This is a genomic window from Planococcus sp. VCh962, from assembly GCF_057748275.1.
The window spans coordinates 481950-508253 of sequence record NZ_JBYLHS010000001.1 but is presented as its reverse complement, the minus strand read 5'-3'; the positions used below and the strand labels follow the sequence as shown (position 1 = coordinate 508253).

Annotated in this window: 36 protein-coding genes; 11 read left to right on the top strand and 25 right to left on the bottom strand. The window is 43.9% G+C overall.

From position 1 onward, the window contains the following. Nucleotides 1-15: 15 nt before the first annotated feature. The 9 genes from AC3AQ9_RS02670 to AC3AQ9_RS02630 form a co-directional block, all read right to left on the bottom strand. Complete coding sequence (locus AC3AQ9_RS02670; protein WP_488305903.1) at nucleotides 16-591, bottom strand: YpmS family protein; 576 nt, start codon at nucleotides 589-591, stop codon at nucleotides 16-18. Between the two features lie 12 nt (nucleotides 592-603). Further along, the gene (locus AC3AQ9_RS02665; RefSeq protein ID WP_488305902.1) at nucleotides 604-1401 is read right to left on the bottom strand and encodes a GDSL-type esterase/lipase family protein; all 798 of its coding nucleotides are present in this window, start codon (nucleotides 1399-1401) and stop codon (nucleotides 604-606) included. Between the two features lie 36 nt (nucleotides 1402-1437). Next, nucleotides 1438-2277, bottom strand: coding sequence for a DegV family protein (locus AC3AQ9_RS02660; RefSeq protein ID WP_488305901.1), 840 nt, complete (start codon nucleotides 2275-2277; stop codon nucleotides 1438-1440). A 78-nt stretch (nucleotides 2278-2355) separates the two neighbouring features. Then, nucleotides 2356-3141, bottom strand: coding sequence for a lysophospholipid acyltransferase family protein (locus tag AC3AQ9_RS02655; RefSeq protein WP_488305900.1), 786 nt, complete (start codon nucleotides 3139-3141; stop codon nucleotides 2356-2358). Beyond that, nucleotides 3092-3589: a dihydrofolate reductase gene (locus AC3AQ9_RS02650; RefSeq protein ID WP_488305899.1), complete on the bottom strand. Its 498-nt coding sequence runs from the start codon at nucleotides 3587-3589 to the stop codon at nucleotides 3092-3094. The genes AC3AQ9_RS02655 and AC3AQ9_RS02650 overlap by 50 nt, the downstream gene beginning before the upstream one ends. Before the next feature lie 12 nt (nucleotides 3590-3601). Then, a complete protein-coding gene (locus AC3AQ9_RS02645) occupies nucleotides 3602-4546 on the bottom strand; it encodes a thymidylate synthase (RefSeq protein ID WP_488305898.1) in 945 nt (314 codons plus the stop codon). Nucleotides 4547-4781: 235 nt separating this feature from the next. After that, nucleotides 4782-5378: a YpjP family protein gene (locus AC3AQ9_RS02640; protein WP_488305897.1), complete on the bottom strand. Its 597-nt coding sequence runs from the start codon at nucleotides 5376-5378 to the stop codon at nucleotides 4782-4784. Between the two features lie 349 nt (nucleotides 5379-5727). Further along, entirely contained in the window at nucleotides 5728-6507 is a 780-nt protein-coding gene (locus AC3AQ9_RS02635; protein WP_488305896.1) for a class I SAM-dependent methyltransferase, read from the bottom strand. Further along, nucleotides 6504-6941 carry a BrxA/BrxB family bacilliredoxin gene (locus AC3AQ9_RS02630; protein WP_488305895.1) on the bottom strand — a complete coding sequence of 146 codons (438 nt, stop codon included), beginning with the start codon at nucleotides 6939-6941 and terminating at the stop codon, nucleotides 6504-6506. The genes AC3AQ9_RS02635 and AC3AQ9_RS02630 overlap by 4 nt, the downstream gene beginning before the upstream one ends. A 265-nt stretch (nucleotides 6942-7206) precedes the next feature. Here AC3AQ9_RS02630 and AC3AQ9_RS02625 point away from each other — a divergent pair, with 265 nt between their 5' ends. Further along, on the top strand, nucleotides 7207-7434 hold the full coding sequence (locus AC3AQ9_RS02625; RefSeq protein ID WP_488305894.1) for a hypothetical protein: 228 nt from the start codon (nucleotides 7207-7209) through the stop codon (nucleotides 7432-7434). 228 nt (nucleotides 7435-7662) lie between these two features. Here the strand turns inward: AC3AQ9_RS02625 and AC3AQ9_RS02620 are convergent, their stop codons facing one another. Beyond that, nucleotides 7663-7872, bottom strand: coding sequence for a hypothetical protein (locus AC3AQ9_RS02620; RefSeq protein ID WP_488305893.1), 210 nt, complete (start codon nucleotides 7870-7872; stop codon nucleotides 7663-7665). 364 nt (nucleotides 7873-8236) lie between these two features. Here AC3AQ9_RS02620 and AC3AQ9_RS02615 point away from each other — a divergent pair, with 364 nt between their 5' ends. Next, complete coding sequence (locus AC3AQ9_RS02615) at nucleotides 8237-8473, top strand: hypothetical protein (protein ID WP_488305892.1); 237 nt, start codon at nucleotides 8237-8239, stop codon at nucleotides 8471-8473. A gap of 73 nt (nucleotides 8474-8546) precedes the next feature. Here the strand turns inward: AC3AQ9_RS02615 and AC3AQ9_RS02610 are convergent, their stop codons facing one another. Beyond that, nucleotides 8547-8933, bottom strand: coding sequence for a VOC family protein (locus tag AC3AQ9_RS02610; RefSeq protein WP_488305891.1), 387 nt, complete (start codon nucleotides 8931-8933; stop codon nucleotides 8547-8549). 48 nt (nucleotides 8934-8981) lie between these two features. Then, entirely contained in the window at nucleotides 8982-9251 is a 270-nt protein-coding gene (locus AC3AQ9_RS02605) for a hypothetical protein (protein ID WP_488305890.1), read from the bottom strand. Nucleotides 9252-9492: 241 nt separating this feature from the next. On the opposite strand from AC3AQ9_RS02605, the gene AC3AQ9_RS02600 reads away from it, so the two are divergent. Beyond that, nucleotides 9493-9735 (top strand): hypothetical protein, encoded by a 243-nt coding sequence (locus AC3AQ9_RS02600; RefSeq protein ID WP_488305889.1) that lies wholly within the window; start codon nucleotides 9493-9495, stop codon nucleotides 9733-9735. A 610-nt stretch (nucleotides 9736-10345) separates the two neighbouring features. Here AC3AQ9_RS02600 and AC3AQ9_RS02595 read toward each other — a convergent pair. The 4 genes from AC3AQ9_RS02595 to AC3AQ9_RS02580 form a co-directional block, all read right to left on the bottom strand. Beyond that, nucleotides 10346-10669, bottom strand: coding sequence for a hypothetical protein (locus AC3AQ9_RS02595; protein ID WP_488305888.1), 324 nt, complete (start codon nucleotides 10667-10669; stop codon nucleotides 10346-10348). Nucleotides 10670-10799: 130 nt separating this feature from the next. Further along, nucleotides 10800-11930: a conserved virulence factor C family protein gene (locus AC3AQ9_RS02590; protein ID WP_488305887.1), complete on the bottom strand. Its 1131-nt coding sequence runs from the start codon at nucleotides 11928-11930 to the stop codon at nucleotides 10800-10802. A gap of 148 nt (nucleotides 11931-12078) precedes the next feature. After that, entirely contained in the window at nucleotides 12079-13962 is a 1884-nt protein-coding gene (locus AC3AQ9_RS02585) for an ABC-F family ATP-binding cassette domain-containing protein (RefSeq protein ID WP_488305886.1), read from the bottom strand. Next, nucleotides 13959-14591 (bottom strand): HD domain-containing protein, encoded by a 633-nt coding sequence (locus AC3AQ9_RS02580; RefSeq protein WP_488305885.1) that lies wholly within the window; start codon nucleotides 14589-14591, stop codon nucleotides 13959-13961. Before AC3AQ9_RS02580 ends, AC3AQ9_RS02585 begins: the two co-directional genes overlap by 4 nt. 165 nt (nucleotides 14592-14756) lie before the next feature. Here AC3AQ9_RS02580 and AC3AQ9_RS02575 point away from each other — a divergent pair, with 165 nt between their 5' ends. Then, the gene (locus AC3AQ9_RS02575; protein ID WP_301854558.1) at nucleotides 14757-14963 is read left to right on the top strand and encodes a cold-shock protein; all 207 of its coding nucleotides are present in this window, start codon (nucleotides 14757-14759) and stop codon (nucleotides 14961-14963) included. Nucleotides 14964-15036: 73 nt separating this feature from the next. Here AC3AQ9_RS02575 and AC3AQ9_RS02570 read toward each other — a convergent pair whose 3' ends face one another. Next, nucleotides 15037-16998 (bottom strand): hypothetical protein, encoded by a 1962-nt coding sequence (locus AC3AQ9_RS02570; protein ID WP_488305884.1) that lies wholly within the window; start codon nucleotides 16996-16998, stop codon nucleotides 15037-15039. Between the two features lie 18 nt (nucleotides 16999-17016). Continuing rightward, a complete protein-coding gene (locus tag AC3AQ9_RS02565) occupies nucleotides 17017-18240 on the bottom strand; it encodes an ATP-grasp domain-containing protein (RefSeq protein WP_488305883.1) in 1224 nt (407 codons plus the stop codon). Between the two features lie 142 nt (nucleotides 18241-18382). On the opposite strand from AC3AQ9_RS02565, the gene AC3AQ9_RS02560 reads away from it, so the two are divergent. Beyond that, nucleotides 18383-18952, top strand: a complete 570-nt coding sequence (locus tag AC3AQ9_RS02560) for an N-acetyltransferase (protein WP_488305882.1) — start codon at nucleotides 18383-18385, stop codon at nucleotides 18950-18952. 44 nt (nucleotides 18953-18996) lie between these two features. Here the strand turns inward: AC3AQ9_RS02560 and AC3AQ9_RS02555 are convergent, their stop codons facing one another. Further along, complete coding sequence (locus AC3AQ9_RS02555; protein ID WP_488305881.1) at nucleotides 18997-19194, bottom strand: zinc-finger domain-containing protein; 198 nt, start codon at nucleotides 19192-19194, stop codon at nucleotides 18997-18999. A gap of 143 nt (nucleotides 19195-19337) precedes the next feature. Here AC3AQ9_RS02555 and AC3AQ9_RS02550 point away from each other — a divergent pair, with 143 nt between their 5' ends. From AC3AQ9_RS02550 to AC3AQ9_RS02535, 4 genes are all read left to right on the top strand, one after another. Next, complete coding sequence (locus AC3AQ9_RS02550; RefSeq protein WP_488305880.1) at nucleotides 19338-20021, top strand: queuosine precursor transporter; 684 nt, start codon at nucleotides 19338-19340, stop codon at nucleotides 20019-20021. 8 nt (nucleotides 20022-20029) lie between these two features. Then, the gene (locus AC3AQ9_RS02545; RefSeq protein WP_488305879.1) at nucleotides 20030-20419 is read left to right on the top strand and encodes a ribonuclease HI family protein; all 390 of its coding nucleotides are present in this window, start codon (nucleotides 20030-20032) and stop codon (nucleotides 20417-20419) included. 234 nt (nucleotides 20420-20653) lie between these two features. After that, entirely contained in the window at nucleotides 20654-20863 is a 210-nt protein-coding gene (locus AC3AQ9_RS02540) for a hypothetical protein (RefSeq protein WP_488305878.1), read from the top strand. Between the two features lie 16 nt (nucleotides 20864-20879). Continuing rightward, nucleotides 20880-21197, top strand: a complete 318-nt coding sequence (locus AC3AQ9_RS02535; protein ID WP_488305877.1) for a hypothetical protein — start codon at nucleotides 20880-20882, stop codon at nucleotides 21195-21197. Nucleotides 21198-21302: 105 nt separating this feature from the next. Here the strand turns inward: AC3AQ9_RS02535 and AC3AQ9_RS02530 are convergent, their stop codons facing one another. Both AC3AQ9_RS02530 and AC3AQ9_RS02525 read right to left on the bottom strand, forming a co-directional pair. Then, nucleotides 21303-21818 (bottom strand): YcxB family protein, encoded by a 516-nt coding sequence (locus AC3AQ9_RS02530; protein ID WP_488305876.1) that lies wholly within the window; start codon nucleotides 21816-21818, stop codon nucleotides 21303-21305. A gap of 66 nt (nucleotides 21819-21884) precedes the next feature. After that, complete coding sequence (locus AC3AQ9_RS02525) at nucleotides 21885-22007, bottom strand: hypothetical protein (RefSeq protein ID WP_488305875.1); 123 nt, start codon at nucleotides 22005-22007, stop codon at nucleotides 21885-21887. Between the two features lie 74 nt (nucleotides 22008-22081). On the opposite strand from AC3AQ9_RS02525, the gene AC3AQ9_RS02520 reads away from it, so the two are divergent. Then, a complete protein-coding gene (locus AC3AQ9_RS02520) occupies nucleotides 22082-23095 on the top strand; it encodes a PQQ-dependent sugar dehydrogenase (protein WP_488305874.1) in 1014 nt (337 codons plus the stop codon). Nucleotides 23096-23321: 226 nt separating this feature from the next. On the opposite strand, the gene AC3AQ9_RS02515 is transcribed toward AC3AQ9_RS02520, so the two are convergent. Genes AC3AQ9_RS02515 through AC3AQ9_RS02505 form a run of 3 tightly spaced genes read right to left on the bottom strand, consistent with a single transcriptional unit; the run spans nucleotide 23322 to nucleotide 25078 of the window. Continuing rightward, nucleotides 23322-23819: a GNAT family N-acetyltransferase gene (locus tag AC3AQ9_RS02515; protein ID WP_488305873.1), complete on the bottom strand. Its 498-nt coding sequence runs from the start codon at nucleotides 23817-23819 to the stop codon at nucleotides 23322-23324. Nucleotides 23820-23835: 16 nt separating this feature from the next. Then, a complete protein-coding gene (locus tag AC3AQ9_RS02510) occupies nucleotides 23836-24846 on the bottom strand; it encodes a S66 family peptidase (protein ID WP_488305872.1) in 1011 nt (336 codons plus the stop codon). 25 nt (nucleotides 24847-24871) lie between these two features. Further along, on the bottom strand, nucleotides 24872-25078 hold the full coding sequence (locus AC3AQ9_RS02505) for a hypothetical protein (protein WP_488305871.1): 207 nt from the start codon (nucleotides 25076-25078) through the stop codon (nucleotides 24872-24874). Between the two features lie 188 nt (nucleotides 25079-25266). On the opposite strand from AC3AQ9_RS02505, the gene AC3AQ9_RS02500 reads away from it, so the two are divergent. After that, nucleotides 25267-25911, top strand: coding sequence for an SDR family oxidoreductase (locus AC3AQ9_RS02500; protein WP_488305870.1), 645 nt, complete (start codon nucleotides 25267-25269; stop codon nucleotides 25909-25911). A 131-nt stretch (nucleotides 25912-26042) separates the two neighbouring features. Here the strand turns inward: AC3AQ9_RS02500 and AC3AQ9_RS02495 are convergent, their stop codons facing one another. Further along, nucleotides 26043-26300: a hypothetical protein gene (locus AC3AQ9_RS02495; protein WP_488305869.1), complete on the bottom strand. Its 258-nt coding sequence runs from the start codon at nucleotides 26298-26300 to the stop codon at nucleotides 26043-26045. Nucleotides 26301-26304: the final 4 nt, after the last annotated feature.

Sequence of the window (26304 nt, the reverse complement as noted above, 5' to 3'; positions counted from 1 at the left end):
CCCATCACTCCGTTCTTATTGCTGAATTGTAACACGCAACCGAATATCATCTTCTTTTAAATTAAATGAAGTTGCCTGGACCGAAATGCCATCATTCAGTGGAATATCCGTCAGTTTCAGCAGCACTTGTTCTTCTGCCGGCTTTACTTCCATGAATTTAGGAAGATCTACCGAATCCTGTAATAACTTTAACGCAGATTCGGGAGGAATATCCAGCATTCCAACTTCCACTGATTTTTGGACCAGCAATAAATTGCCGTCTTCCTGGACATACGGGTCAAACCGCAGCAGAATCGGCAATGCTACGGAAAACACCTCGAACTCTGTTGACAGGCTGACATCCCCGTTTACCGCCAAAGTCAATGGGATTGGAGAGTCGGCCATTGCCTGCTGGATATACGTATTCGCTATGCCTTCAAAGTCGGCTTTTGTAACATTCAATACAACTGAATTGCCGTCCAATGCCTCTACTGTATCTGCGCTTGCCAGGGAATGGCCTTTTGCTGGAGTGGTAATTAAGATAAAAAATGCCAATAAGGCGAGAAGGTTTAATCCCAGCAGCACAAAAAATGCCAAGCGCCATCTTTTCAAAATAATCACTTCCTATTCCTGAAAACTTAAACCGCATTCTTCCATGCGCTCTAGGATCCTTTCTGTCATCAAGTCATAGCCTTTGCTGTTCGGATGAAAGAAATCGGTATGGTAAACCAAATTGTCATTGCCGATAAACAAATCGCTTACCGGCACATAACAAGACAGCGGATCCGTTTCCGAAATTTCTCTCATCGATTCGTTGTATTCCATTACAATTTTATCGAATTCTTCAACTTCATCCGTAATCAGTGAAAAAGGATTATATATCCCAATCGTGATGATCGGCACTGTGGGATTGATTGACCGGATGGAAGCAAAAATGTTTTCATAGCGGTTTTCATATAATACCAGCTCATCAGCGAAAGCTTCTATATTCAATGAAAACAAATCCCGCTTCACGATCCGCATAATATCGTTGCCGCCGATTGTCATGATGACATAATCCGCTTCTGAAATTGGTCCTGTCAATTGCCCTTTTTGGAACATGGCGAGCAGCTGATCGCTTCTTCGGCCATTTTTCGCTGTATTTTCCACGTAAACGCCCCGTACCCCTGGCCACTCACTCATTTCACTGGCCAGCCTGCCGACGTAGCCTCCCTTATTTTCATCATCGCCCAAACCATTTGTTAAAGAATCGCCGAGCGCGGTAATAATCAGCGCCTGGGGCACAAAGTTAGGCGGCACTCGGTAGTCAGTAAATGCGATTGGCACACGGGGTTCCGCTTCTTCCTTGCCAAAGATGAAAGGTGAACTGCATCCCGCTAATACCAACATCACCAGAACCATAATGTACAGGATGCGTTTCACGTTTATCTCCCCTTTTTAACCAATTAATTGTTCAACTTAATCTGTATAGAACATAAAACCGATAGCCCCAACTCCTGTATGGGTTGATATGACCGGCGTTGTAAAGTCCATTCTGATGTCTGTAAAGCCTGCTTCTTCAAGCTGCTTTTTCAGTGGGTCTGCCATATTCAGTCCGTCGGCATGGGCAATGCCGATGCCTTTGACGAGTTTTCCGGCAGTCCGTTCCTTAAAATCGTCCATTAAATATTGGACAACCTGTTTATAGCTTCGGACTTTTGCTACGGGTGTATACTCTCCGCCGTCCAGCGAAGCAATCGGCTTAATCTTTAAAAACGAGCCAAGCAATGCCCGTCCTTTTCCGATGCGGCCGCCTTTTACTAGATTATCTAACGTATCCACGACCACGTAAAGCTTGCTGTTTTCACGGATTTGATTGACCCTGGCCACGATTTCCTCCATTGTTTTCCCTTGCTCCGCCATATCAGCTGCTTCAAAAACTTGAAAAGCCAGCGCATGCGATATATAACGGGAATCGATGACAGTAACGTCTGTTTCCGTCAATTCTGCTGCTGCACGAGCGGATTCAACGGTGCCGCTCATGCCGCCTGTCATATGGATGGACAGCACCTGATCGCCATTTCGGCCTAACCGGTCATATAGTTCTTTGAAAACACCTGGAGCCGGCTGTGAACTCTTCGGCAGCTCTGGTGTGTTTTTCATTAAATCCAGAAAAGCTTTTGGCTCCAAATCGACGCGGTCGAGATAGGTCTCTCCACCGATTTGAATGCTTAATGGAACCACATGAAGATTATATTTCTCGATGACTTCCGGTTTCAAGTCTGCCGTCGAGTCGGTAACGATATGAATTTTCGACATGAAATCACTCTCCTTCTTCCTACTATTCCTATTATTCAATAGCCTGAAACGTTGTCTTGCCTTGGTAAAAAAACAGACCTACTTGAGATCTGCTTTTTCTAGCGCCATAGACTGGACTTCTATTTCAATTGTTTTCCTGACAACTTCAATTAGCTGCTTAGCATCTGTCTTTTCCACGGTCTCCGCCAGTATCGGTTCAAGCACACGAATCGTCACATGTCCCGGTTGAATTTTATTGTTGTTTTTCTCCATAACATCGGACGTCCCGTGTATGGCAATTGGCACAATCGGCACACCGGCATCTTTGGCGATGCGGACAAAACCCGCTTTGAATTCGCTCAATCCTTGTCCTTTGCTTCGTGTGCCTTCCGGAAAGATCAAGATGGAGTGGCCTTCCTTCAACTTTTGAGCAGTATCGGTTATGGACTGGTAGGCGCTTCTGCGGTCAGTCCGGTCCAGGAACACGCAATTCATATCTTCCATATATACCGGAATCACCGGAAACTTTTTCACTTCTTTTTTTGAAATAAATCCAAATGGTTTCGGTATTTCCGACAGCAGGACAGGAATATCAAAATTCCCTTCATGGTTGGCCACCAACAGCGCTGGTCCGTCAGGCAAATTCTCCAGTCCGCTTGTTTCTACCCGGCTTTTGGTCCGCTTCATAATGCCTTTTGCCCATTTCTGCGGCTCCGTATGGATTAAAGCATCATATTCCTGTTTGCTCAGTTTTTCTTTTTGAGCTTGGAATTTTTTAAGATTTATTGCTGCCATCGGCAAATAGCCGAATAAGAACGAGAAAGTCCGGACTGAATTATACATGGCCGCCTGCCGGATTGTGCCGTTCAAGAACTTGGTAGACAAAAGGAGTTTCACCTGACAGCTGTTCTTCCGATTCAGATACGATGCCCCATTCTGGCCCGTATTCCGGGAAATACGTATCTCCATCAAAATCCTGTTTGATCAATGTAATGTACAAACGGTCCGCAATCGGCAAAATAGTACGGAAAATCTGTTCTCCGCCAATCACCATCACTTCTTCGTGCATTTCTTCAGCGAGGCGAACCGCCTCTTCCAAGGTATGGACAACGTCGACTCCATCAGCTTGATAATCAGCGTTGCGGGTAACCACAATATTGCGGCGTTTCGGCAACGGCCTGCCGATGGATTCAAACGTATTGCGGCCCATGACAATGCCTTTTCCCACGGTATGTTTTTTAAAATAAGCCAAGTCCTCGGGAATATGCCAAGGCAATTGATTGTCTTTACCTATAACCCGGTTCGGATCGTGCGCTACCATCAATGAAATCATTTAAATTCCCCCTTAAACTGCAACAGGCGCTTTGATGCGCGGATGCGGATCATAACCTTCAATTGTAATATCCGACAGCTCCAGATCAAAAATGGACGTAACTTCCTCATTGATCTTCAATGTCGGCAGCTTTTTCGGTTCTCGCGTTAATTGCTCATTCACTTGTTCAATATGATTGGAATACAAATGTGTGTCGCCTGTAGTATGGACAAAATCACCCACACCTAAACCGCATTCACGGGCAATTAAATGGGTCAGCAAAGCATAAGAGGCAATATTGAACGGCACCCCTAAAAAGACATCGGCGCTCCGCTGGTAAAGCTGGCACGATAATTTCCCGTCGGCCACGTAGAACTGGAACATGATATGGCAAGGCGGAAGTGCCATATCATCGATAAATTCAGGATTCCAAGCCGTCACCAGATGGCGGCGGGAATCCGGGTTCTTTTTAATCGACTCTATCACATTTTTCAACTGGTCAATGGTGCCGCCGTCCGTTTTTGCCCACGACCGCCATTGCTTGCCGTAAACGGGGCCGAGATCGCCGTACTTTTCTGCAAATCCTTCTTCGTTCAAGACTTTTTCCTGGAAAATCGCCATCTGCTCGTTGTAAAGTTCTGCAAATGCCGGATCTTTTTGTGAACGTCTGCCGAAATCTGTCATGTCCGGACCTGTATAGTCGGCGCTATCCACCCACTGAGCAAATGCCCATTCATCCCAAATATGGTTGTTTTCAGCGAGCAGGGTTTTAACATTCGTATCGCCTTTAATGAACCAAAGCAATTCCGATACAATCAGGCGGAACGCCGTTTTTTTAGTTGTCATCAATGGAAAGCCTTCGTTTAAGTTGAAGCGCATCTGATGGCCGAACACACTCAACGTACCTGTTCCTGTGCGGTCTTCCTTTTTCGCGCCATTATGTAAAATATGCTGGCATAAGTCTAAATATTGTTTCATTTTATTCGCCTCCATTATTATGTTTATCATAACAAAATCGCACAGAAAAAACCGTTACAAATGTAACGGTTTTGAGAAAGCGCTTCATACATAGTAGCATAAAAGCATTCGGTTAGAAAAAATTTAAACTATAAGTCTTCATAAAAGTTAAGGCCTGCCGGCAAGTTAATATTTGCCGGCAGGCCTTTTAAACGATGTGCTTTTTTGAAATCTCATATCATCCATACTATCAGTTTTAAGATAACCACTTCGGCGGTGTATTCTTGGACCAATAGATGTCTCCAAGCGCTATATGCTGCTGGAAGTTATCGTCCGCTACATGGTAATGGAAATTAAAGAAATAGCCTTCGAGCGGTTTTTTCTCAGTTCTGACATGGAAACGGATTGCGTCTTTCAAAGTTTCAGTATCATAAATGTGGAAAATCTTTTCTGCATGATCACCGGAAGGTTTTTCTGAAATTGCCAGTGTGCGTAATTTTTCATTATCCAATCCTGCTAAATGCATATCGATCGCTTGTTGGATATTCGGCAAGATGGCCGTACGAAATTCATCGCTGATCACCGGACCGATTTTAGAACCGAATTTCATGTAAGCCTGTTCTTCCGCGGATTTATGCACCGTCTCCAAAATTGATGGTTGGGTACTGTAATAAAGTTCGCTTGGGTCAATCCAGTCATAGCTATATTGTTTGTCATTGCCAGCTGATGCTTGCGAGTCATTATGCGCTTTTTCCTCTAGTAAAGTTTCCCATATCAGATGGTTGGGGGAAATCGCTCCCAAAGTCAAAACGGCAACTGCAATCATCAGTGACTTTTGCCACCACTTCTTCATCCATATCACCTTCAATTTTGAACAATTTAGTAACACGCTTTCTAAATTATACGAATTTCGGCTGTAAAGGTTTCATCTTCTTGAGATTCATTGTACAATAATATTAATCATATAGCTCTGTTTTTTTGAAAAAGGAGGATTTATTCATGGATGCATCATTGCTAATCGGTATTGGACTATTATTTTTATTAGGATATTTGACTTCATTGAACTTCACAGACTAAACCCGCCTTTTCTGTTTTCAGGAAAGGAAAAGCTGCAGCGATTAGTTGCAACTTTTTATTTTGCTAAAATATTAAGCATAGAAAAAGGATCCGGCATAACCATTGCCGGATCCTTTTTCTATATTCTATTTTGAACTGCAGTCAATAACGCCGTAATGGAACTTGGTATTCGGCCGCACTCTTCTGTTAAAGCCGAATGCTTCAAAATCCGTGGATCTGAAATGGGCTTTCAAGACGACACTTTTCCGTGCAGTCCGGACCGCTTCAGAAACCCACTCCGGTGTGAGCTGTCCGTTGTCAGCTGATGCCCGAATGGGTTTGAAATTGGAAGCTTCTAAAATTTCTTCCGTAAACATCGGATCCATGTAAACCACATCTACCGAGTTATCTTCCAATGTTTTCAGAAACTCGATTGCATCATTGGAAACGACTTGAATTTGTTTCATCGCGGCTGTTAAATGGGGCATCGCCTCATAAGTCTGCAAGCCTTGCCGAATTACATAGGCAATGGACGGATGGCTCTCACAGCCGATAGCTATCCCGCGCATGCCCACCCGATAAGATGCGACAATCGCGTCAGAAGCCATGCCTAGCGTACAATCAAGAAAAGCGTCTCCCTCTTCAAGGCCAGATACTTCGATAAGCGGATCTTGATCGATTGGCCGCTTGGTCCGGAATGCCGATGAATTCGGATGAAAAAAGAACGGCTCAGTTTTGCCCAAAGGGTAAAACTCGAGACGTTCTTTTGCAGCAACCAGCACATCCGCGCATTCTTCTGCATGGATTTTTTCAATCGAACGCTTTTTCCGCTGCACAAACGGGACGGAAAGATCCTTTGCCGTTTGTTCTGCCAGCCGGTCCGTCCATTCATTCGGCCGATATGCAGTTGTCACTATTGTCTTCACTGCGCTTTTACCTGTTCCAGCACTTGTGTCAAATGGTCACGGATATGTTCCACGTCGTGGTCTTCGATTTGTTCCCGTGGAATAAAGTATGCCAGCTCCCCGTCTTTCAGCACCGCAATCGACGGCGAAGAAGGCGGAATCTCCTCAAAATAATTGCGCATTTGAGCTGTTGCTTCTTTATCCTGGCCGGCAAAAACCGTTATTAAATGATCCGGTTTTGCATCCGTTGCCTGTAAAGCCTCAATTACTGCAGGGCGAGCCAGTCCAGCCGCACAACCACAAACTGAATTGATCACCACTAAACTGGTTCCTTTAGCTTCTGCCATGTGCTCGTTGACTTCTTCAGCAGTCAAAAGCTCTTTGAATCCATTGGAAGTCAGTTCCTGGCGCATCGGTACCACGATGCCTTTCATGTATTCATCATAAGCGTTCATAATTTCCCCTACTTTCATTTTCGCTAAATGCTAACGCTTTTCTTCTTTTTCATTCTAACGTAAATACTGCCAGTTTTCATAATTTGCCGCTTGAAGGGCAAAAGTTATATTAATTGAAGAAGTTGATGGCCGCCGAAAAAAATGAATGAACGTTCACATTTTGAACAAATAATAAAAGTTCCCCCTATTGTAAAAGCTTTTTTGTTATTAGTATAATAGTATTAGTTGTTATTACCTATAAAATGATCCGGAAGGAGGAACGAACATGAATACACTTTTAGATGTCGAAAAAATTCTGGCGGCTAAAAAAGATAATGTAACGGCAAGGCGCTGGATTAAAGATGACTGTATAAAGCAACGGATATTAGACCTGCACACTTCAGTTAATGATTATCATCTGACAATAAACCGGCTGGACCTTGTACAATCTTTAGAGGAAAGTATCGATGATTATCTTTTAAACCCTTCTTTTATCAATGTCCATATACATTGACCAGCTTGTTATGCCGTCAAAATTACATTGCAAATAAAGTTCCTCAAAAAGTGGAACGCGGTATTATTAAGGACGGTTTCCCGCTAACCTTCCTTATTATAAGACGGATATGCGTCCTTTCAGAGGCAAACGATCAGCTGTACTAGCGAAATAAGCATTAAATCTTCAAAAAAGAAGGCCTTTGAAATTCCTCTGAAAAAAGAACGTCCATTTGGACGCCCTTGTTTCTCACTTAAATTCTTTGATGAACTGGTTTACTGCATCATCAATGATTTCTTCATTAATCTCATCAAAAGTATAAAAACCTTTTTGGTTTTCATCAGAAATCAATTCCGTGACGATTACATAAGCTGTATCTCTTTCATGCCAAAATTCTGTAGCAAATAACCCTGCATCGTTTCTGACCATAATTCGTTTGCTGGGATAGTGCTTGGTCACCGTTCTCCCTCCTTCCTGTCAGTCTGATTCAACAGTTAGATAAAGCGGCATCTTGAAATAATGTTAGTTTAATAAAAAGTTATCAATAAAAGTTTTCCCTCTTTCCAGCAGATTCAAGCAAGTTCACCACTATGAACCGTTTTGAAATGGTTCAATCGGAACTTTTCAGAAACGGATGGCACAGCCATATATGACTGTTCTTTGATCAACTATTTGTCCTTTTTATGGCAGTTCATTATGCCTAGAACATTCAGGCTTGTCATTTGCCAATTATCATATTACTATATACGCAACGGTGGCCTGAGTAATGATTCATTTCTATAGGTAAGCGTAAATCCATAACTATAGAAAAGGAGCAGTGACCATGGATACAGTTCAAGATGTAGAGAACTATCTTTTAAGCAAAAAAAGCAATTTGACAGCACGGCGTTGGGCCAAAAACAAACGGATTAAACAACGGATTTTGGAAAAGCATTTAATGTGGAACGGAGACCATCTTAAGATAAACCGCATTGATATGCTATTGCCATTAAACGCAAACATTGATCATTACTTGGAAAACCCTTCTTTAATCGATGATCAATTCAAGCCTAGGAACTAAGCCTACGTCTATTTTTTTGCGCCTGGAATAATTCTGTTCTCACTTAAATGCTTCTGAAATTCTCCAGATCCATTCATAATTGAGTAATGGCACAATACGCGCCTTCGGGATATTCGATTACTGCATAGCTCCCTGCCCGGTCAAGTTCCTGCGATTCGTAATGGATTTTGCCTCCTCTTGTTCTGCATGCTTCAAGGCTTTCTTTTAAATCTTTAACTCCGAAATAAACCAGCCAGACAGCGGGCAGCCCAGCATTTTGCCCTTTTGGATGGCAGATGCCCGCCACTGGAGTCCCATCAGCAGTGGTCATGACAAAATCATCATAATTTCCCATGCTTAGCGCACTATGTTCCCATCCCATAACTTGTTTGTAAAAATCACGAACTTGCTCTGTGGCTTCCACCGTTATATCAGCAGAAATGATGGTGCCTGTCATTGGAGTATTTCGTTGTTCTTCCATATTGGCCCCTCGCCTTCCACAAAATTTGATCATATCAATTCAAGTAAGTCAGTTCTTGCGATCGGGGTATTTCCTTGACGCATTCATCGATTCACAAAGCTTTTTATGTGCTTCTGATCCAATTCCATCCGGCAAAAGTACCGGCTCTGCTTCAATTACAATATTTTCTGCCATATATCTGACATCCAATTTCTCGTAAAAATGATGGATATCCAGCACGTAGAATGCGCTTAAGCCATCATCTTCCCGAAAATTCAGGTAGTCCCCTGGAATGGGGCGGTAAAATGAATCTTCCGAAATAGGAATGGTGAATTTCATTTCCCCACCGCCTGGAGGGACTACATGCACCGCAATCTCCATAACTCAACACACGCCTTTCTCTTGTAATTTACATGGATGCTGTAGTAAACAATAGTTAATGTTCATATATTTCATTTACATTTCTTTCCTGTAAAATCCACTTTTCACGAAGAAATGGTGTTATAGTGGGGTTATTGAAATACATGGATTCTTTTTGACTTTTCTTAGTCGCTTTCCATTTCCGGAAAGGAGAATGCAAATGTCATTTGAAAGTATTAGAGAACTTTTAAAAACTATGCGTTTTTACAACAACGTCAATATTGTTCAGTCGTTTCACAGAGGAGAAGAGGCTTGTCTCACCGTAAAATGCGTAAAGAACACACGCACTCTTGAAGTGACTTATATTGACACAAAAAAGGTCGAGTATTACGACTGTTTTGAAGCTGCAGCCACAGCCATCCATCAAGCCATCAGCTTAAATCCACAAACCCAAACCTCCTGAGTTTTCAGGAGGTTTTTTTGGCTATCGAGAAAGCATCGATTGCTTGTTCTTTCATTTCGCTCCAGGGCGGACGCTTTCCGTGGGGTGCGGCCTGAGCCTCCTCACTCGCTGGCGAAAACCGTGTGCTCCTGCATCGCTTCGCTAGCTTCGTCGCAAATGAGGTGGGCCAAATACTTTTGCCCACCTCATTCCCTGTGGGGTCTCAGGACTCGCATCGCTGCGCTGCTCCCACAGGAAATGCATCAGCCAACCATAGTTGGGTGGTGCCTTTGCGACGAAGCGCCTGGCGCTGCAGGAGCACATCTTTACCCTTCGCCGCCTTCCGCTGCATTCAATTCTATTTTGTACTTTTAGAGACTCTTCAAATACGGAGTCAAACAGCGGAGAAAACCGTACTGTCTCTGCATCGTTGCGCTGCTCTTTCAACACTGCGCACTTCGTCGCAAACACTTACTCCCGAACGCGTTGGCCAATGTCTTCACAGCTGGTTAACAAAATATCGGTTAAGGAATGATACCTAATACAAATTTCAGTTTTCTCAACAAGCTGCCAAACCTCCTGAGTTTTCAGGAGGTTTTTTTGGCTTGATTTTCAGTATTTGTCCATTTAATTAATGCGAATGTTTTTGCTCGTATTTCCGGTTGATAAATTCCAGCATTTCCTCAAAAAGCTGCGCCTCATACCAAACATACGGAACGACTTGTGAAACGCCTTCACTTTTGATCTGCAAGTTTGTGGCAGACAGCTGCGCGATTTTCGAGTCGTCAACGTCTTCTTCTTTTTCATGAATTTCATGGCCGGCAAATTCTTTTTTCACTTTTTCATAAAACCAGTTGCGCTTGGTCTCACTTTCAAATTCCCAGGATTCATACTTGCCTTGGCACAGCAGTTCAATTGAATAAATGTCTCCTTCTATTTCTAAATCTTTGTCCATAAAAAACACCCCTATCCACAATTAGCTGAACTATAAATACAGTTTCATGCAGTTTACCTCTTTCGGGACTTTCGAAAACCTTTTAGGCAAAACAAAAAGCCGGCACATTTAATATGTGCCGGCTCTCCTCTTATTCTTCTTTCATGGCTTGCCGCGCTTCGGTCATTTGTTTCCAAACTGAACCTTTCGCGTCTTCCCCTTGCTCAATGCGGGCAATCGCCATTTTGATTTGGAGTTTCACTTCAAACTCCGGATCATTTTCTGCTTCTTTTAATGCTGGCAGCGATGCTTCTGTTCCTGTTTCGTATAAGAACATGGCCGCACGCCAACGGACCAATTTATTTTTATCTTTCAAGGTTTCTATCATGATCGGCTCGAATTCTTCAAAGCCGAGATCACTGATTGTGTCCCCTGCAGTTCTGCGGACAGCCCAGCTTTTATCTCTCATAGCCTGTTCCAAAAGAGGAACAACTGCTTTATCCCGGATATCACCTAGAAAAATGGCTGCTTGCCGGCGGATTGACATCTTCTCATCTTCCAGCGCTTTTGCCAGCAGCGGCAAATCATTCAATTCGCCTTCATTCATTTGTTCAAGCAATTGGAAGCGGGTTTCCCAATCCGGCACATCAAATTCTTCCAATGTTACTTTCCGTCCGCGTTCAATCGGCTCCGGTTCATCGGAATTGTTTTGTTCGACCATCGCATCCAAGCGCTCTAGCGGGTAGGCAGCTGCAAGCTCTTCTACCATGTTTTGGCCGATTTCTTCTTTTTCACCATAGCGGACACCGTAATCCGCCCATTTTCGCTGCAGCAAATAGTTTTCTTCTGTCGGATCCAGTACGGCTTGCATAGCCGCAACAAAATTGGCCGGCATAGCAAAACGTTTTTCAGAGTGGTTATCAAAAACTTTTACTTGCAGAGGAATGCCTTTAAATTGTTGAACATGTACGTATACTTCCCCGTAATGTTCATCAAGTTCGATTTCTTCATTGGCATGGCTGCTGTCTTCTCCAAAGACTCGGCGCACTTCCGCCAGGATCGTTTCCCAATCGAATTTTGCCAGCCTTTCAACTGCTAAAAAATCAGCCACATGATAAACGCCTTTGACTCCGGCAATCGAAAGGATTGCCTGGATTTCTTTTGGAGCGCCTTCCATATTGTCGTTATGGTAATTATGGCTTTTGCCGAACGGCAATTCCTGGTCAATGACGACTTTCATCGTATTCGGGCTTGGTGTTGGTTCAATCGTTACAATTTTCACGCGTAATCCCTCCATTTGTTAGTATACGCTGCTTGACCGCCATGCATTTTCCAGCTGTTACGGGAAATGCCTTGATTGCGTCAAGCCGATATATTGTTTTCACTTTCACTTGCGGAACAAGCAGCTGAGTTGATCACCTATTGCTTTATTACGATTCCGCAATTTCCTGAAGATATGTCCAGCGTTCGATTAAGGTATCGTATTGTTCCGTCAACGCATCGATGTCTGCTGTCAGCTGGTTCAATTTTTCAAAATCGGAACCCGCTTTAGCCATTTCCGCTTCACTTTCTTCGATTCGGGATTCAACTTGCGAGATATCATCCAAAATGGTTTTGTATTCCTGCTGTTCCTTGAAAGTCATTTTCTTTTTCGATTTTTCCACTTTTGCCGGTTTCGGGGTTTCCTGGACCGGAGCAGCTTTAAGTTCTTCAGCAGGCAAGGTTTTCTCTTTGATGAAATCGCTATACAAGCCTTGGTACTCCAGTATTTCCCCAGTGCCGGTCGTCCATAGCTTTCGGGCAATCCGGTCCAGGAAAAAGCGGTCGTGGGAAATCGTGATGACAACGCCTGGGAAGTTTTCCAAAAAGTCTTCCAGTACGGACAAAGTCTGGATATCCAAATCATTCGTCGGTTCATCCAAAAGCAAAATATTCGGCTGTTCCATCAGTAATTTCAGCAAGTAAAGACGCTTGCGTTCACCGCCGGACAATTTGCCGATCTGTGTGCCGTGCCCGTTCGATGGGAATAAAAATCGTTCCAGCATCTGGGTAGCGGACAATCGAACCCCTTTAGCCGCTTCATAATCGCTCGAGATTTCCTGGATATACTCAATCATCCGCTGAGCTTCGTTCATTTCTGGCAGATGCTGCGTGAAATGAGCGATTTTGACGGTGCTGCCATATTCCAATTTCCCTTCGGTCGGTTCATAGTCTCCGGCTATCAATTTCATCAGTGTCGATTTCCCGGCGCCGTTCGGCCCCACAATCCCAATGCGGTCGCCGCCTTGCAATAGGAAATTGAAATTGCGGAAAATGACGTTATCGCCGAATGCCATCCCCAAGTTTTCGCCTTCAATGATTTTCTTGCCGAGGCGCTGGCTTTGCATGGATAATTCCAACGACGTATTGTCGTTTTCCGTCTGTACATTTTCTTTAATTTCTTCAAAGCGCTGGATTCGGGCTTTTTGTTTTGTCGACCGGGCTTTCGCACCACGGCGGATCCACTTCAATTCTGAACGGAAGCGGTTTTCCAGCTTTTGCTGGGACGATGCAGCCATTTCATCGCGGATGGCTTTGTTCTCCAAATAATCCCCGTAATTGCCTTTATGCGTATACATCGTCTGGTCTGCCAGTTCAAAAATATGAGTTGATACCGCGTCCAGGAAATACCGGTCATGCGTTACGAACAGCATGGCGCTGTCCATGCGGAGCAATGTCTCCTGCAGCCATTCGGTAGAAGCTGCGTCCAAATGGTTGGTCGGCTCATCGAGCAAAATCAAATCTGCAGGCTCAATCAATGCCTTCGCCAACGCTACACGTTTTCGCTGGCCCCCTGAAAGCTCACTGATCAATTGGTCGAACATATCGATACCCAGTTTCGTCAAAGCCGTTTTGGCAAGTGCGTTGATATCCCAAGCATTTTCACGTTCCATGCCTTCCTGGATTTTCATCAGCTCATCCTGCAGTTCCGTAGAGCTGGAATCGACCATCATATTCTTCAAAGCTTGTTCATACGAACGGTTTAATGCCAGTATCGGCGAGTCGCCGGAAAACACTGTTTCCAGCACCGTCAGCGATTCATCAAATTCCGGCTCTTGTTTCAAATAAGTAATTTCATATTTTTTCGGGTGGTCCATATTGACGGAATCCGCTTCTATTTCTTCCGCCAATATGGACATCAATGTGGATTTCCCAGTGCCGTTAACGCCGATCAATCCTGCCCGTTCTCCAGGATACAATGAAAACTCCACGTCTTTAAAAAGGGTTTTAGCTCCTACAGTTTTCGTTAAGTTTGTTACGTTTAAATGACTCATTTATTCCCATCCGTTTCTTTTATAAGTTGCTTTAAAAAGGATAGCATAAATTGATGGCGTTCTTCAGCAATTTGCTTCCCTGTCTCGGTGTTCATATGGTCTTTCAACAGCAATAATTTCTCATAGAAATGAGTCACGCTGCTTGTAGGCTTCGACCGGTACTCATCTTCTGTCATTTCGCTCCTTGGCTGTTCTTCCCAATCGTACAATTTCCGGCCTTTAGCGCCGCCATAAGCAAACGTGCGCGCAATGCCGATGGCGCCGATGGCATCAAGGCGGTCAGCATCTTGTACAATGCGTGCCTCGATAGAAGCGGGCGCAGCGCCATTGCCTCCTTTAAATGACACGGACTGGATAATTCCTTTGATCTGGCTGGTCTGCTCTTTACTTAGTTTCAAGCTTTCCAGAATATCCGTCTCCAAATCTTCATCCGCTTTTTTGTATTTCGGGTCTGATACGTCATGCAACAGCACTGCCAGTTCGACAACGAATGCGTCCGCTTTTTCTTTCGCTAAAATCGCATCAGCATTTTGCCGCACCCGCTCAATATGCTGCCAGTCATGGCTTGCATCGAATGTTTCATAGATCTCTTTTACTGCTGCTTCGCATTGCTGTATGGTTTCATTCATAAATTCTTCGGCTCCTTTTTTCCATTATAACCTGTAACGCTGGTTGAATGTCCGATTTGTCCCGTGATATTGACGATTTGAAGTCCTTCGGGTATAGTATAAGCCAACCATTAAAAGGCTTTTTAATGGTTCCATGACAATACTCAATATATAGGGGGAACGTGCATGCACCAAGGTAAAGTAAAATGGTTTAACACGGAAAAAGGCTATGGGTTTATTGAGTATAACGATGGTGATGATGTTTTCGTCCACTTTACAGGAATCCAAGGTGACGGGTTCCGGACCTTGCAAGAAGGAAAAACCGTCTCTTTCGAAATTATTGATGGAAATCGTGGCCCGCAAGCTGCGAATGTAATTGAAATCGAAAGTTAATAAACAAGCTTCCATATAAATAAGGAGACCCGGGAATGATCCCGGGCCTCCTTTTTTGTTTCAGCTCATTCAGTTAAATCCAAGTGTAGGTCTTGCCCCAGCTTTCACGGGCCAAGCGTTCGATTTCTTCCACATCTGCATCTTCCACCATATAGGTATCGCCTTGTTCATAAGGATTATAATGGAACGCATACATGCGTGCAGTGAACTGATGGAATGGCAAAGACGACTCGCCTTCAAGCTCACCATGGCCTTGCACACTTGTTTCAATGCCTTGGCCCCAATTTTGGCCGCTGTCATTGTTTGGATTGTAGAAGTAAACACGATATTCGCCTTGTTCATCCTGATCGATCCGCTGAATCGATACAGCGTGAAGCCCGAGCAGCTTACCGTGTACATTGGTAATGTATATCCCTACAGGATTCGGGTAAATCAATTCATAGCCTTCGTTGTACTCTGGATGATGAGTTGCATAGAATAAACGGACAAAGGCTTGATAATCCGTTACATAGCCTGTCAGCGGGTCGATTATATTTATGAAGCCTCTCGGGATCCATTCACCGTAGAATTCCGGATTGACCCATTTATGGCCGTCTTCCCCCCGCAATAAAGTCTTCATCATCATTTCATTGTAGATTTTATCAAGATGCGGTACCAGTGCTACTGAAACCGGATCCAATTCCTGATGGATTTCCGCGGCAACGCCGCCTTCAATCGTATTAGAGTGGATCGCTTCGCCTTCAAACGTCATATCAATATCATTTTCGCGGACTGCCCGGGCAATATACTCCAATAGCTGGCCGATGCCATGTTGCGCCCAAAGGCTGATAGCTCGAGCGGATTGGCAAGTCGGGTTCAGCCCTTGGCCAATTCCAAGCGGCTGGCCAAGTACGCTGATTACGCCTCCCACCAGGACGCCATTGGCGGTGATTCCGCCTTTGCGGTGTTCTCTTCTCAAAAGAGCTTTTTTAACGTCCGGATGGACATCAATTTCAAACAGCCTGCGCAATGCCGGCAACAATGGATCTTGCGTCAATACTCCTCGGTCAAGCATTCTTGACAAGCCATATATCACTTTGCTGGTTTCCGGATGGACCGCAATTTGGATCATATCCCGGACCAGCTCAGCATTGGCATTGAAACTGGCTGTCCCTATTTCCGATAAACTCAAGGCTTCCGGAATCAGGTCCGAATACTTGCGGTTCAGATAGCGGATAAAAATGGCATTCGCCGGAGCCACTAGGCCGGTCGAATTCATTGATTCCGCGAAAGCCCGGCTCTCTGAACGCAGCGTTTCCTCGTCGACTTCCATCAAATGCTTGCGGTATTCCCGCAGATTCGGAAACTTCTCAGTCAAGGGGGTTGGAGAGGTGATGGCTTTTTTATACGCCATTAAATTCTCTTTTGTGCTTTCTTCGATATTCTCATCGATCATTTGTGTGGCTGTTTCAATCATATGAATGATGCGGTCCACCATAATCGGCCGCTGAACTGTCAGCCGGCCGATTTCTTCCACCAGCTTGTTTGCCACTGCTTTGTACGATAAGCGCCCTCCCAAAAAACGGAATAAACGTTCTGCCCGTTCCGTATGTTCACCGGACTCCACTCGGGCTGCTTCCGTTTCTGCCGGGAAAAGAAAATCAAGGTTTAAAGCAAGCACTTCATTCAAAAAGGCGGCTGCTTCTTCTGTCGAAACTTCCGGATGCTGGTAATTCCCTTCCGAAATTGCCAGCATCCGCAGTTCGCTGAGCATTTCCACAACCGAATTGACGCCTCGGATTTTCAGCGAACCGCCGACAAAAGGCGGTTCCAGATTATCCGCTTCTGCCCATGGCCCTCCGTGGAATACTCCGGCTTTATCAAAATCAGCGGCATAGTCATACAGCATTTCCAGGCCTTCGTCTGTTGCAGCCAATTCTGTGGCTAATTGAAAAACGGCGGTCTGATACATGCTTTTTGCAAACGGCTTTGCTTCTTCCAAAGAGCGCAATGCCTGTTCAAATTTATCTTTCACAGAAGTCAATTCTGTTGCCATATTAATTCCCCCAGGTAATTAAAGATAAAAATCGAATTTCTCGTATTTCTTCAATAGATCTTTCATCCGCTCACTGTCTTCCCCAAAGAAGAATAATGTGCCGTAATGGTTCCCGAAACCGACACGTTCCGCTACTTTAGAAGTTACCGGAATGAATAAATCATGTTTTTCAAAATATGGGTTGTTTTTCATTTCATCCGGAACATTGAGCTTTTCAATCAGCCGGACACGCGGATAGACCATCAAACTTCCTGCATAGCCTTTAGCGGAAGTGACTTCTTCCGGGAAGAATGCTTCCAGTTCTTCAGCGGTAGTATCCGGGTCGCTGCAAAGAATTTGGGCCTGGAAAGCGTTAAAGCCATAGGCTCTTTCGATCAAGTCGAAAATATGCCCTCCCGGTACCCGGGCCGCTACTTCCCCGAAGTTCAATGTGCCATCATGTGAAATGAAATATTCCGGATGGATGACGCCGTATTTGATTTCGAATGAATCAACCAGCTTTTGGATTTCATTCAAAATTTGCGGCCGGTAAGCTTCCAGTGCAGGGGAAGCCGGTACAAAATTGGAATGCCCCAGCTTCACATATTCGGTAATGTTAAGGAACTTCACTTGCCCATCGTGGATAAAAGCTTCGCACGAAAATTCCTGGCCGTCCAAATGGCTTTCCATTAAATAAGGAAATTCCTCTTCTATTTTTTCGATATCTGCGGCATCCCGGATAACCATGTGGCCAACGGTTCCCGCTTTATTAAGCGGCTTGATATGGATGGGATCGTTTAAATCGCCTTCTATTTTAATCAGTGCATCGTTTACGCGCTTTAAAAAGCGATGGATATCATCTTTGGAGTAAGCTTCTTCAAACACGCCTACTTTAATGCCCGACATTTGGGCTTTCCGCTTCATCAACCCTTTGTCACGGAGTAACAGTGAACGGTTGAAAACTCGAGGGTCATCAAAAAAACGGGCATTTAGTGCTCCTGCCCATTCTACAGTTTCTTCATAAATTGGCACTGCCAGTTTTGTATCCATGTCATTCAAAATTCGATACAGTTCTTCTGATCCTTCATTGAGCCGGTCAAAGTCCCAGCCGACGAAATTGATGTCATTTTCTTTTGCAAACCCTTCAAAGTCTGGCGGTCCCACTACTACGTAAGGCCGGTCAAGCTTATCGATAGCTTCGATTGCCGGCAAGCTCCAACCCAAAATCGCTGTCAGTTTTCCTTCATTATTCGTCGCAGACATTGAATCTCTCCCTTTCCCTCTGGCAATTGCATAAGTATACGTTCTATATTGCCCATTGAAAGAATTTTCAAACCTGTCGAAAAATTGGTTTAATTGTCTTTCCTATGGGAACTTAAATAAAAAAAGAGAGGAGAAGAATGCCGTGGAGCCATGGTTTCTAAAATTAAGAGAATATTTCCCTGCCAAAGAGATGAAGTCAGAAGAGCATATGAAAACCTTATTTGAAAAAAAGCCAAATGCCTATAAATTGGATGAAGGTCCAAACCACACGCTGGTTTATTTTGAGAAACCAGATTTTTTATTTATCGATTACATTTTAGTTAACAGCACATCCCGAGGAAGCGGCCTGGGAAGCAAAGTAATCGAGAAGGTTAAAAAGAAAAACAAACCGATTGTCCTTGAAGTGGATCCAGTGACCCCTGAAGATCCCGAATCAGCCAAACGCGTGCGTTTTTATCAAAAGCAAAATTTCAAAAAAGCACCATTGATAGAGTATGTCCGGAAACATCCGATCACCGGTGAAAAAAGTGTCATGGATATTTTTTATTGGACACCTGCAGATACTTCTGAAGAATGGGTTCTGGAAAAGATGATGGAAGCTTATGAGGAAGTCCACGCGTTTGATAACGAGGAATTTTACGGAATCGAACCGCAGCCTGCCACACAGGTTTTGCAACTTGCAGAAGACCAGCGCCAACGAAAAGCAGAATAGAAAAGCCTGCACCGAAAATTTCCGGTGCAGGCTTTTCTATTTATTCATTTATGATTTGTTCCTACTTTATTTAACTCGGTTCCAAGGAATTGAAGCTGCGACCCAACTGAGCAATTGCTGATGCAAAAACGGTGAGCAGCTGTTTTCCCCTGCTCTTTGCGAATTTGTTTTTTAACAAAGCATCCATCGCAATACGTTTCCATCATTTCATCAATTTCATTGATAATTGAAAGTTTGTTCAAACTGTCACCCCTTTGAATTGCCATTCGTTTATTTTACTACTGATTTGTCTTTTAACGCAACAATAGTTATACTATCTAAGGACAATTTCATCTATTCAGCGGTTCGTAAACTCCCGCTTTATCAAAACTAAGGAGGAATAAGCTTGTTTAACGAGTATTTGGGCCTTGGCTTCGCCGTGGTCAATTTTATATTGCTGCTCATCATGTACAAATTTTTCGGCAAAACCGGATTGTTTGCCTGGGTAGCCCTTTCTACGATTTTAGCCAATATCCAAGTTACGAAGACCATTGAAATTATCGGATTGACGGCTACACTCGGAAACAGTCTGTATGCTTCGACTTTTCTCGCTACCGATATCTTAAATGAGAAATACGGTAAAAAAGAGGCGAAAAAAGCGGTTTGGCTCGGATTTTCTGCGCTTTTGATTATGATCGTGGTAATGCAATTCGGCATGAAGTTCATACCGGCGGAAAGCGACTTTGCCAATGAGTCATTGCACACGATTTTCGGGTTGATCCCGCAAGTTGCAGTTGCCAGTATGCTGGCTTACGTCACCAGCCAGCATGTGGCTGTCTATATATTCGCGGCTATCCGTAAAGTCTTTCCAAAAGACAGCCAGTTCTGGATCCGTAACAATGGTTCGACATTGATCAGCCAGTTGCTGGATACCTTTATCTTCACCAGCATCGCTTTTTACGGCGTTTATCCGATGGACATCTGGCTGCAAATTTTCATCTCGACTTATGTGCTGAAATTCATTGTCTCAGTTCTTGATACCCCGTTTGGCTATATAGCAAAAGCTTTGAAACCAATTGATGAAAAGTAGGTGGAGAGATGCTTGAAGTATTTGTAGACGCTGCAACTGCTGGATCTCCAAAAGTCAGTGCGGTTGGCGTATTTATCAAAGGAGAAGGCCACTCCATCAAGTGGAGTGAATATGTCGGAGAAATGGATAACCATACCGCAGAATTCACGGCACTGGTCAAAGGACTGGAGCTTGCGCGGGATTTGTCTACCCAAATGGTCTCCATCAAATCAGATTCCCAAGTGGCGGTTGAAGCTTTTGACAGAGGATTCACCAAGAATCAGAAGTTCAAACCGCTGCTGGAAGAAGCCCTCCGCCTATCCGAAGGATTCGACTATTGTTTCATCAAATGGATTCCGGATTCTCAGAACCGGGCGGCGGATGATCTCGCTCGCACCAAATTGCGTGCCCATAAATAAACGCTGTTGCCTTTTTTAAGAGCAGTTCAGTCTGCAGACAAGCTTGTATAAATGCAAGTTGTCTGCAGTTTTTTTATTTTTAGCGATGCTTTTTTATTCTTTTCAGTATAAATAGCACCAACTTTATTTTGCAAGTTTTTTCTTTACTCCACTCTTTTCTGAATTTCAAGCTCTCTGCAGACTGGGCTTGGAAAGTCTGGTAAACTAGAGACAGCTTAATGTTGGAGGTATATCATGAAATCAAAACTAGGAACAGCGCTCGATATTTTCATTCTTTTGGTGGGACCTTGGATTTTATATACGCGTGTGCTCGAAATCATGGAGAATGGTGCTTCAATTTATCCAGTCATTTCAATCATTATCATTACGCTTGCTGTGTTATTCTCGGTTTACAATTTGTATTTGGCGATTTCATCACGTCAGCAAGGCAATACGAAAAAATAGTTGAAAAGGTGATTTTTTGAAATCGGTTTTGTTTTATTTGGTTCCCTTGATTGTTTATGCAATGGTTAACAATTTGGTTGATCGCTTGTATTGGCCATATTTCGTGGTATTGCTTTTGGCATTTTTGGCCTTCCAGTTGGCGCGCTTGCGCTATCCAAAAGACGCCGTTCCGCCAATTGCAAAAATTACTCAAGGCATCTTTTACATACTGACGGTTGCGTTCATTTTCCGGGACCAATACTTAAACCCGCTATTAATCAATGTGCTGCTTGGCGTCACGCTGATTATTGTCATAGCTGAAATCATTCAATATCGAAAAAAGCCGTCTGCATGACGGCTTTTTTTATGGTCTGAAGGATGCTCAAATGCTGCGGTTGCAATGGGCAAGGCTCACTTGGATCCCCAGCTTTCCGAAATCCTTTGTTCGAATGGCAACTGCCTATAGATTGCCCAACCTTTCCTGAATCCACTCCCTTGTTTCATTGCTGTTTTTCAAAGCTCTTTTCGGTATGATATAAGCGCTCATCGCGCTATTATACAGATACAAGCGCTCTTCATCTTCTTGAAAGCTTAGAATGGCTGACCATGAAGCTTTCTTTTCTTCGGTGGTTGAAGTCTGGATGATCCCTTCATCTGATAATGTCATTGTATACTCTCCAACTATGCCTCCCGCTTTTCCTTCTCGAAGCATTTTTTTCACATTCCGCATGACGCTGCCATAAAACAATTTCTTTGAAAATATAATCCAGACTATGCTTAAAATCAGAAACGGTATCAATAAAAATAAAAAAGGAGTATCGCCGATTGCCGAAAAGATATAAGCCGCTAAGATGTATAGCACGGGAATCAGAATTTGCTGTAGCCTGAGCGAACGCGTAGCCGTTTTGGAATGCTTCACATGGTATAGGTTGAACTTTAAATAATCTTCTTCTGTTAAATTAAATCTAATTTGCATAGTGCGCTCCTTTTGAAACGATTGTTTAGAGACAACAGGTTGTCTTCTTTTCCAGTTCTTCAGGCATTAATTCGTGAAATACCAGACCAATACCAGGATAATGGCAACGATGACCCATGTAGCAATCCGGATTCTATTTCTTTTTTTACGGATCTCCGCCTCTTCTTTTACGTCTTTCATTAAGGACATTTCTTTCACTCCCTGCTGTTTTGATACCTTTTGCCGGCAAATTCCATTATGATGAAAAAAAGGAGGTTTTATTTGTGAAGAAGTTTTTATTCCCTTTACTTTCCCTCATTGTTCTGACAGGCTGCAATGACGCCCCGGCCAATCCCAAAGAAGCAACAGTTGCGACTGAAGCGATAGCTAGCGGCCTCGACACTCCTTGGTCCATCAATAAAATCAATGATGAATTCTATATTTCAGAACGTCCCGGCACAGTCGCCCATATTGCTTCGGACGGAAAAGTGACGCACCAGCCGGTAGAGTTCTCAGACACTTTATCTTCAGCGGCCGAAGCAGGATTTTTAGGTTTTGTTTTGGCGCATGATTTTGAGGATACCAAACAAGCGTATGGCTATTATGTCTATGAACGCGATGGCCGCTCTTTCAATAAAATCGCACGCTTCCAGCAGGAAGGCAGCGCTTGGCGGGAAACTGACGTATTGCTGGAAGGCATTCCAACAGGCAATGTCCACCATGGCGGGCGGCTCGAGCTGGATAAAGACGGTGTCTTATTCGCGACAATCGGAGATGCTTCGGAGCCTGAATTGGCACAGGATTTAGCATCCGTTAACGGGAAGATTCTGCGGATGAATGAATTTGATGAATTTGAAATTTATTCACACGGCCATCGCAACCCGCAGGGAATTGCCTGGGCAGATAACACCATGTACGCATCTGAACATGGCCAGTCCGCGAATGATGAAATAAACATTATTGAAGAAGGCAATAATTACGGCTGGCCGACGATAGAAGGCAATGCATCCAAAGAAGGGATGGAATCGCCATTCTTTACAACTGGAGCTAATGAAACCTGGGCACCAAGCGGCATTGCCATTCAAGATGGACTGCTTTATGTAGCGGCTCTCCGCGGCACTGCTGTAAAAGTCATTGACCTCGAAACAGGTGACGTAGCCGATTCTTACGAAGGCTTTGGCCGTGTCCGCGATGTTTTCTCAGATGGTGAAGATATTTATTTTGTCACCAACAACACTGACGGCCGTGGAACCCCTACCGAAATGGACGATCAATTATACCGTTTGAGTAAAGAATAGAAAGACGCCGAAATCGGCGTCTTTTTTTGATTGTCGAGCAACACTTCTGTTTTTCTTTCATGTCATACCAGGGTAAACGCTTTTCGCAGGCACGGCTCTAACTGTTAAGCCAGCTTCGAGACATGAAATGCGTTGCCTTGCTGCGCTGCTTCGTCGCGAAGCTACTTGCCCTCACAGTTTTATTGCGGAATATCGGTTACGCACAATGAATATATTGCGTCTTTTTCTATAGAAATTTAACCATCAAATCTTCGTCGACATAGCCATTTCCCGTTTTCATCGATCGGACTTCGGTCCCGTACGTTTCAAAGCCATAACGCTTATATAATTGGATTGCATTTCGATTGCTGCTGGCGACCGTCAGATACAATTGCTCAATGCCGCCATATTCTTTTGCATGATCGACCAGCTCATCCATTAACCGGCTGGCAATGCCTTTGCCTCTTGCTTCCGGGGTCACATAGACAGCTAAAACATAAGCCCGGTGCTGCAGTTTTTTGCCTGTCTCCCTTAATAGCGTCATGTTGCCAACCAGCTTTCCGTTTAAAAACGCTCCAAACGTTACGGCCGATTCAGCAGCCAAATTGTCTGCTGTTGCTTGCAGCGGTTTTTGCAGGGCATCTTCAAGAGTAGAGCTGAAGGCATCCGGAGCCTTTGTTAAAGCTTCAATTCGAAGTTCCCTATAAATAGCAGCATCTTTCGCAGTTAATTCACGAATATCCATTTTCAACTCTTCCTCTTCACTTGAATTCCATTTGGACTTTTCCTTTGCCATTTTCAACATCAATTGTTGCAAATGCTCCGTTCACAAAAGTGATTTGAGGCGGGATATGGCCTAGGTCAATATCATAGGCAATGGGAACTCCTAGTTCATCAGACAAATCCTCATACATTTTCTCCACTTTATACCCGCCGATTTCCTGGTTCGCCGGACTTCTGCCAAAAACAATGCCGGAAATATGGTTAAACCATCCTGCATATTTCATTTGAGTCAATGACCGTTTTAAATCTGCTACGTTCATTTCACAGTTTTCTAAATACCATAAAACCGGTTCGCCTGGAATATGGCGTTCACGGAAACCGTCTACATCTCCATAAGGTGTTCCGATTAAATGGCGGATCACATCAATGCAGCCGCCTAGAAGACGCCCTTTGAATTGTTCTGATTCTCCTGAAACAGTCTTCCATTCCGTGTCTTCTGTCAGATTAAAAATGACTGGAGTCGGATGATCATGATCCCATTCTTTTTGATATTTCTCGGATGCTACTTGTGCGATGGATTCGCCTTGTTTTGTTTGAAGGACATCGAGCCATTTGGCTGTTGTATCATCTGATTCAGGGCCGCGAAGATCAACAAAATTGACTCCGTGTGCTGTCGCATATCCTGTGTTCAACGTAACAGCAAGCAATAGCATGCTGATATCCGAGTAACCTAAAATCCATTTCAATTCAATTTTTGAGAAATCGAGGAATTCCAGAACTTCCACGAGCAATTCCCCGCCCCAGGGCGGCATAACCAAATCAACCGATGGGTCGCTAAGCATTTTCATCAATTCTTCTGCACGGACTTCCGCCGGCGCGGATTTAGCTTCCTGCTGCATCCACGGCGTGTCCCCTACCTGCAGTTTAAAGCCTCGCTCTTCTAAGCGCTCAATTGATTTTTTCAGTACCTCATGCATATCAGGCGCAACTCCGGAAGAAGGTGCGGTTACTCCAATCGTTTCAATTTTGCGGTCTGGATATCTGATCATCGTCATTCTCCTTTAATATTTGGCGTTATGTAAATGATACGAGTGCCAGAATTATTCCGCAAAGAATAACTCCACCCAACAAAAATAGAAACATTTGAGTTATAAAGTCCCAAACGGCATTTGGTTTACGTTCTGAAGTATTGTTTTCCAATTGAACTAATCCAAAGGAAAGTCCTGAAGAATCAGCTCTTCCAGAGTATTCTGGTGTCTTTTTTTGGTTGCGCGATTGCATCTAATTCCTCCTAACATCTGGTGAAACAGCAAAATTCAATATTAGTTACATTATACTAGAGTGCTTATATATATAAAGAAAAATTTTCGAAAAATTGAAATACGCTTTATTTTTCATTTCTTCTGCCGCTTAAATTCGTGTTGTCAGGGTATTTATCTGTAGTAGAAAAATGTGAAGGAGATGTGCATATGAAAGTTTTAGTGGTGGGTGCCAACGGACAAGTCGGCCGTCATTTTGTCCAGCTGCTAGCGGATTCAAAAGAACATATCCCAAAAGCAATGATCCGCCATGAAGAACAAATCAGCTATTTCAACAGCCTCGGTGTAGAAACTGTACTGACGAGCCTGGAAGGAAGTGTTGAAGAAATCGCCGCCGCTATGGAAGGCTGCGATGCAGTTGTCTTTACAGCTGGAAGCGGAGGCGCAACCGGAGCAGACAAAACTTTATTGGTCGATTTGGATGGTGCAGCCAAAACAATCAAAGCGGCTGAGCAAACCGGCACCGAACGTTTCCTTATGGTAAGCGCCATCCATGCCGACCGCCGTGAAATGTGGGGCAAAGATATTGCACCGTATTATGTAGCGAAGCACCATGCCGATAATATCCTTCGGGCTAGTGGATTGGTTTATACGATTGTCCGTCCGGGCAGACTCACGAATGATCCCGGGACTGGCCGGATCTGGGCGACTGAAAACCTGGATTCCGGTCCAATTCCAAGAGAAGATGTAGCCAAAGTGCTGTTGCATTGCTTAGAAAATGAGCATGTCTACAATAAGACATTTGAAGTTATTGCAGGCGACGACGAAATCGAAGAAGCGCTTGACCGTTTATAGGGGCAAATGATGAAGATACTTTACTGCCCAACAAAATAATCTTTACGTCCAACTAAATGGCTTTGCAAATTTATTGATTGATTATTAAACGAAAAATAGGAACTCCGAAGAAACGGAGTTCCTATTTCCATTTAACTTTTCGCCTGTTGTTGCACGTTTAAGTTCTTGACTCCTAACACGGCCTGAAATACAAACGCGATAGAGCACAATATGAGGGCCACATAACCGAGAGTATTGATCGGCTGCAGCAAAAGCGTACGCACAACAATCAGCAGCAGCATAGTCGCCAGCGCAAAATTTACAACATATGGTTTATCGTAAAACTTCTTTAAAGAATACCCCGCAAATACAGCAGCGGCCACGATCAGCAAAGATAAAATAGTCCCCATGAAT

Excerpts from the sequence above, each read along its gene's own strand:
- AC3AQ9_RS02585 (WP_488305886.1), bottom strand. The coding sequence starts at position 13,962 with ATGAGTCATTTAAACGTAACAAACTTAACGAAAACTGTAGGAGCTAAA.
- AC3AQ9_RS02615 (WP_488305892.1), top strand. The coding sequence starts at position 8,237 with ATGGATACAGTTCAAGATGTAGAGAACTATCTTTTAAGCAAAAAAAGC.
- AC3AQ9_RS02650 (WP_488305899.1), bottom strand. The coding sequence starts at position 3,589 with ATGATTTCATTGATGGTAGCGCACGATCCGAACCGGGTTATAGGTAAA.
- AC3AQ9_RS02660 (WP_488305901.1), bottom strand. The coding sequence starts at position 2,277 with ATGTCGAAAATTCATATCGTTACCGACTCGACGGCAGACTTGAAACCG.
- AC3AQ9_RS02595 (WP_488305888.1), bottom strand. The coding sequence starts at position 10,669 with ATGGACAAAGATTTAGAAATAGAAGGAGACATTTATTCAATTGAACTG.
- AC3AQ9_RS02500 (WP_488305870.1), top strand. The coding sequence starts at position 25,267 with ATGAAAGTTTTAGTGGTGGGTGCCAACGGACAAGTCGGCCGTCATTTT.
- AC3AQ9_RS02540 (WP_488305878.1), top strand. The coding sequence starts at position 20,654 with ATGAAATCAAAACTAGGAACAGCGCTCGATATTTTCATTCTTTTGGTG.
- AC3AQ9_RS02565 (WP_488305883.1), bottom strand. The coding sequence starts at position 18,240 with ATGTCTGCGACGAATAATGAAGGAAAACTGACAGCGATTTTGGGTTGG.
- AC3AQ9_RS02605 (WP_488305890.1), bottom strand. The coding sequence starts at position 9,251 with ATGAAATTCACCATTCCTATTTCGGAAGATTCATTTTACCGCCCCATT.
- AC3AQ9_RS02625 (WP_488305894.1), top strand. The coding sequence starts at position 7,207 with ATGAATACACTTTTAGATGTCGAAAAAATTCTGGCGGCTAAAAAAGAT.
- AC3AQ9_RS02570 (WP_488305884.1), bottom strand. The coding sequence starts at position 16,998 with ATGGCAACAGAATTGACTTCTGTGAAAGATAAATTTGAACAGGCATTG.
- AC3AQ9_RS02525 (WP_488305875.1), bottom strand. The coding sequence starts at position 22,007 with ATGTCCTTAATGAAAGACGTAAAAGAAGAGGCGGAGATCCGTAAAAAA.
- AC3AQ9_RS02640 (WP_488305897.1), bottom strand. The coding sequence starts at position 5,378 with ATGAAGAAGTGGTGGCAAAAGTCACTGATGATTGCAGTTGCCGTTTTG.
- AC3AQ9_RS02610 (WP_488305891.1), bottom strand. The coding sequence starts at position 8,933 with ATGGAAGAACAACGAAATACTCCAATGACAGGCACCATCATTTCTGCT.
- AC3AQ9_RS02515 (WP_488305873.1), bottom strand. The coding sequence starts at position 23,819 with ATGGATATTCGTGAATTAACTGCGAAAGATGCTGCTATTTATAGGGAA.
- AC3AQ9_RS02505 (WP_488305871.1), bottom strand. The coding sequence starts at position 25,078 with ATGCAATCGCGCAACCAAAAAAAGACACCAGAATACTCTGGAAGAGCT.
- AC3AQ9_RS02530 (WP_488305876.1), bottom strand. The coding sequence starts at position 21,818 with ATGCAAATTAGATTTAATTTAACAGAAGAAGATTATTTAAAGTTCAAC.
- AC3AQ9_RS02580 (WP_488305885.1), bottom strand. The coding sequence starts at position 14,591 with ATGAATGAAACCATACAGCAATGCGAAGCAGCAGTAAAAGAGATCTAT.
- AC3AQ9_RS02645 (WP_488305898.1), bottom strand. The coding sequence starts at position 4,546 with ATGAAACAATATTTAGACTTATGCCAGCATATTTTACATAATGGCGCG.
- AC3AQ9_RS02600 (WP_488305889.1), top strand. The coding sequence starts at position 9,493 with ATGTCATTTGAAAGTATTAGAGAACTTTTAAAAACTATGCGTTTTTAC.
- AC3AQ9_RS02510 (WP_488305872.1), bottom strand. The coding sequence starts at position 24,846 with ATGATCAGATATCCAGACCGCAAAATTGAAACGATTGGAGTAACCGCA.
- AC3AQ9_RS02495 (WP_488305869.1), bottom strand. The coding sequence starts at position 26,300 with ATGGGGACTATTTTATCTTTGCTGATCGTGGCCGCTGCTGTATTTGCG.
- AC3AQ9_RS02575 (WP_301854558.1), top strand. The coding sequence starts at position 14,757 with ATGCACCAAGGTAAAGTAAAATGGTTTAACACGGAAAAAGGCTATGGG.
- AC3AQ9_RS02630 (WP_488305895.1), bottom strand. The coding sequence starts at position 6,941 with ATGAACGCTTATGATGAATACATGAAAGGCATCGTGGTACCGATGCGC.
- AC3AQ9_RS02545 (WP_488305879.1), top strand. The coding sequence starts at position 20,030 with ATGCTTGAAGTATTTGTAGACGCTGCAACTGCTGGATCTCCAAAAGTC.